Source organism: Aeromonas sp. HMWF014 (genome assembly GCF_963878295.1).
Taxonomy (GTDB): Bacteria; Pseudomonadota; Gammaproteobacteria; order Enterobacterales; family Aeromonadaceae; genus Aeromonas; species Aeromonas popoffii.
The window spans coordinates 1-4,326 of the sequence record NZ_CAWNYS010000074.1 but is presented as its reverse complement, the minus strand read 5'-3'; the positions used below and the strand labels follow the sequence as shown (position 1 = coordinate 4,326).

Below are 4,326 nucleotides of genomic sequence, written 5' to 3'. Positions count from 1 at the left end.
CAAGACGAGCGCTGGATGCATTACGCCATGGCGCTGGCCGCCAGGGCTGAAGGGATAGGCGAGATCCCGGTTGGTGCCGTGCTGGTACTGGGGGACGAGGTGGTCGGTGAGGGGTGGAATCGCTCCATCAGCACTCATGACGCCTGCGCCCATGCGGAAATCATGGCAATCCGCGCCGCAGGTGTTCGGCTGGCGAACTACCGTCTGCTCGACACTACCCTCTATGTGACGCTGGAGCCCTGCTGCATGTGCGCCGGCGCTCTGATCCACAGTCGGGTCAAGCGAGTGGTGTTCGGGGCGCGAGATCTCAAGACCGGAGCCGCGGGGTCCGTGTTCGAGATATTGCAGGACCCGCGCCATAACCATAGGGTGACGCTGACCGGCGGTGTGCTGGCGGAAGCCTGCTCGGCCCAGCTGTCAGCCTTCTTCAAGCGTCGCCGCGCCGAGAAAAAGGCGGCCAGACAGGCGCTGCAACAAAGCGGCGGCCCTGCCGTCTGAGGCCAACGGGGGTGAGCCGCCTTGCCCCGCGCTTGATGCCTTCATATATCCCCATATAAAACAGATGGTTGGCACTGCTGATTGCCCACAACATCCTGCCTGAATGCCCCTCAAAATAGCCTATTCGCAGAGGGCCTTGATGTAACAAAACTGTCATGCAACCGCCATATAATGCCGCCAAGCTAGCGCACATTGAGGTCTTGCATGTCATCGGAATCGATAAACTTGGGTATGGCGGGCAGTAGAAAGCGCCGTATCAAGGATAAGTTGGCCAAGTACGGGGTCACCGCAGGTGGTGCCCTGGTGCTGGTGGCCCTGTTGCTCATTTTCTTCTACCTGCTCTATGTGGTGAAACCCATCTTCAATGGTGCCACGATGGAGCCGACCGCGTCGTTCACGCTGCCCGTTGAGGGCAAGACGGCCTGGCTTGGGGTTGAGGAGCAGAACGAGATTGGTTATCGCTTCAGCGACAAGGGGCTGGTCAACTTCTTCGCCGTCCAGGGGGATGGCAAGGTCAAGGTGGGGCAGGCCCTGGGTCAGGCCCAGGTTGCCGGCGACATCACCACGGTCGCGTCACCCGCGCCGGGTCAGAAGCTCATCGCTTACGGTTTTGCCGATGGCACGGCGCTGGTGATGCAGCCCTACTTCAAGGTTTCCTATCCCAACGATGTGCGGGTCATAGAACCCAGCCTGCAGTATCCCTTCGGTGAAACACCTGTGGTGATTGATCCGCAAGGAAAAGCGTTGCAGCTGATGGTGTTCGCGGCGACCAAGGAGAAGATGGCCACCGCCGCTGTGACCGAGGATGGTCGCGGCGTGATGACGGTGATGACCGGCGAGGAGAATTTCCTCTCCGGCGAGGTGGAGTGGAGCGCCCAGAACTACAGCATTCCCTCCCTGCCGCGTCATGTGGATCAGCTGTTGCTGACCCCCAATCTGCGTATCCTGTTCGTGCGTGACGGCAACCGCCTCTCTGTCTACGACATCCACAACCTCAATGACATCTCCCTGCGCAACGTCATGGAGATCAATGCTCCCAATGCCAACGTGACCCGGGTTGAGCTGCTCTCCGGTGCCTCCTCCCTGCTGGTTGGCAACGACAACGGCGTCATCTCCCAGTGGTTTGAAGTGGCCAAGGATGGCAAGCGCCAGTTCACCCAAATTCGTGACTTCAAGGGCGATGGCCCTGTGGATCTGCTCACCCCGGAGCACTTTCGCAAGGGCTTCATCAGTGCAGGCAGGGATGGCACCGTCAGCTTCTTCCACGCCACCGGCGAGACCAAGCTGCTGAGCGAGAAGGTCGAGGGTGGCCCCTTGTCGGCCCTGGCCATCTCGCCACGCCACAACGTGCTGCTGATGCAGCAGGAGGGTGGCTTCAAGTTGTTCACGGTGGAGAATGAGCATCCCGAGGTGACCTGGTCTGCTCTGTGGCAAGAGGTGTGGTACGAAGGCTATCCCGAGCCCCAGTATGTGTGGCAATCCACCTCCGCCAGCAACGACTTCGAAGCCAAGCTGAGCCTGGTGCCGCTGGTGTTTGGCACCCTGAAAGCTGCCTTCTACGCCATGATGTTTGCGGTGCCGCTCGGGGTCGCTGGCGCCATCTACACCGCCTACTTCATGTCGGCCGGGCTGCGCAAATACGTCAAGCCGACGGTCGAGATCATGGCGGCGCTGCCGACCGTTATCCTGGGCTTCCTGGCGGGTCTGTGGCTGGCGCCCATCATCGAAGCGACGCTGCCCGGGGTAGTGCTGCTGTTCATCCTGCTGCCGATGGGGATGCTGCTGACCGCGCTGGTGTGGAACTATCTGCCGGAGCGCTGCAAATCCTGGTTGCCGGAGGGGTGGCACGCCATCCTGCTGATCCCCGTGTTGCTGCTGATCGGCTGGGGCGCCTTTGCGGTGAGTCCGCTCATCGAGAACGCTTTCATGCACGGCGATTCGCGCATCTGGCTGACTCACGAGATGGGCATCAAGTTTGATCAGCGCAACTCCCTGGTAGTCGGTATCGCCATGGGCTTTGCTGTCATCCCTACTATCTTCTCTATCGCAGAGGACGCCGTGTTCTCCGTGCCCAAGCATCTCACTCAGGGCTCGCTGGCGCTGGGGGCGACTCCCTGGCAGACCCTGAGCCGGGTGGTGATCCTCACCGCCAGTCCGGGCATCTTCTCGGCGGTGATGATGGGTCTTGGCCGCGCCGTGGGCGAGACCATGATAGTGCTGATGGCCACCGGCAATACCCCCATCATGGACTTCTCCATGTTCCAGGGGCTGCGCACCCTTGCCGCTAACATCGCGGTGGAGATGCCGGAATCGGAAGTAGGCAGCTCCCACTATCGGGTGCTGTTCCTCGCGGCCTTCGTCCTGTTTGTGTTCACCTTTATGTTCAACACCCTGGCCGAGTTTGTCCGTCAGCGGTTGCGTGAAAAATACAGCTCGATGTAAGGGGCAACTCTGTAATGGACAAGGAATCGACAATGGGTAAGTGGTTTAAATCAGGGGCCCCCTGGATCTGGATGACGGGGGGGGCCGTCAGCCTGAGTCTGGTGGCGGTACTGGGTCTGTTGCTGCTCATCGGCTGGCGTGGTCTGGTCTACTTCTGGCCTCACCCTATCTATGAGTGGCAACTTGAGGATGCCAACGGCAACAAAAGCGTGTTGATCGGTGAGATCAATGATCGCGAGCTGGTGCCGGTGGAGCGGCTGCGTGCCGCAGGTATCCCGTTGGAAGGGGAGGAGCGTGAGCAGATCACTCGTTATCTGGTCAAGACTGGCAACCGCGAGTTCGTCGACCTCGATTTCCGCTGGGTGCTGGAGACCGACATCAAGTCCCGGACCCGGCCTGCCGAGCTGGCGATGGTGGAGCGTACCACCAACGGCAACTTCTACGGCTACATCGTGGGGGTGAAGGAGGATGGCAACCAGCTGACCACGGATCTGCACCCTGCTCTGAAGCGGGTGCTGGCTCGCGCCAATGCGCTCTCCGCACAGGCGAACGATCTGCAAAAAGGGGATATTGGCAGGATCAACTATCAGCTGGAGCGGTTGCGCCTGAAAGAGCGCAGGGCCGAGCTAGATGACAAGCTGACCGATCAGCTCAAAGCCGAACTGGCCAGTGAGCGCCAGGCGCTCAACGACCGTTATCAGCTGCTGGAAAAAGAGCTCTTCTCCCTGCGCAGCCAGGCCGACCGCGACGCCATTACTGTCAAGGATATGCGTGGTGAGCTGGTGACCATGCCCATGTCCAAGGTACTGGATGTGGTGTGGCCCAACGACATGAGCCTGCTGGCCAAGGTGGGTCACTGGTTCCACCAGATCGGCAAGTTCGTCTCCGACGATCCCCGCGAGGCCAACACCGAGGGCGGTGTATTCCCGGCCATCTTCGGCACCGTGTTCATGGTGTTCCTGATGGCGATCATAGTCACGCCGCTCGGCGTGGTGGCGGCTGTCTACCTGCACGAGTACGCGGGCAAGAACAGTCTGACCAAGATCATCCGCATCGCCGTGATCAACCTGGCGGGTGTGCCCTCCATCGTCTACGGCGTGTTCGGTCTGGGCCTCTTCGTCTATACCCTGGGCGGCTCGCTGGATCGGCTGTTCTACCCGGAAGCGCTGCCGAGCCCGACCTTTGGCTCACCCGGTGTTATCTGGGCGGCGCTGACTTTGGCTATCCTGACTCTGCCGGTGGTGATTGTCTCCACCGAAGAGGGGTTGTCGCGGATCCCGGGCACCATCCGTCAGGGCTCGCTGGCACTGGGAGCCACCCAGGCAGAGACCCTGTGGCGCATTGTGCTGCCGATGGCGAGTCCGGCCATCATGACCGGCCTTATTC

At 60.8% G+C, this 4,326-nt stretch carries 3 protein-coding genes; all 3 read left to right on the top strand.

Features of this window, described 5'->3' with window-relative positions; translation table 11 throughout:
* A partial coding sequence (gene tadA, locus AAC083_RS02845; RefSeq protein WP_258224870.1) for a tRNA adenosine(34) deaminase TadA occupies window positions 1-498 on the top strand: 498 nt, incomplete at its 5' end.
* A gap of 204 nt (window positions 499-702) precedes the next feature.
* Complete coding sequence (locus AAC083_RS02840) at window positions 703-2,940, top strand: ABC transporter permease subunit (protein ID WP_108537975.1); 2,238 nt, start codon at window positions 703-705, stop codon at window positions 2,938-2,940.
* 32 nt (window positions 2,941-2,972) lie between these two features.
* On the top strand, window positions 2,973-4,326 hold a 1,354-nt coding region (locus AAC083_RS02835), incomplete at its 3' end, for a phosphate ABC transporter permease PstA (protein WP_108537974.1).

What these genes read in the sequence shown, in the direction of transcription:
- AAC083_RS02840 (WP_108537975.1), top strand. Translation starts at nt 703, where the DNA reads ATGTCATCGGAATCGATAAACTTGGGTATGGCGGGCAGTAGAAAGCGC.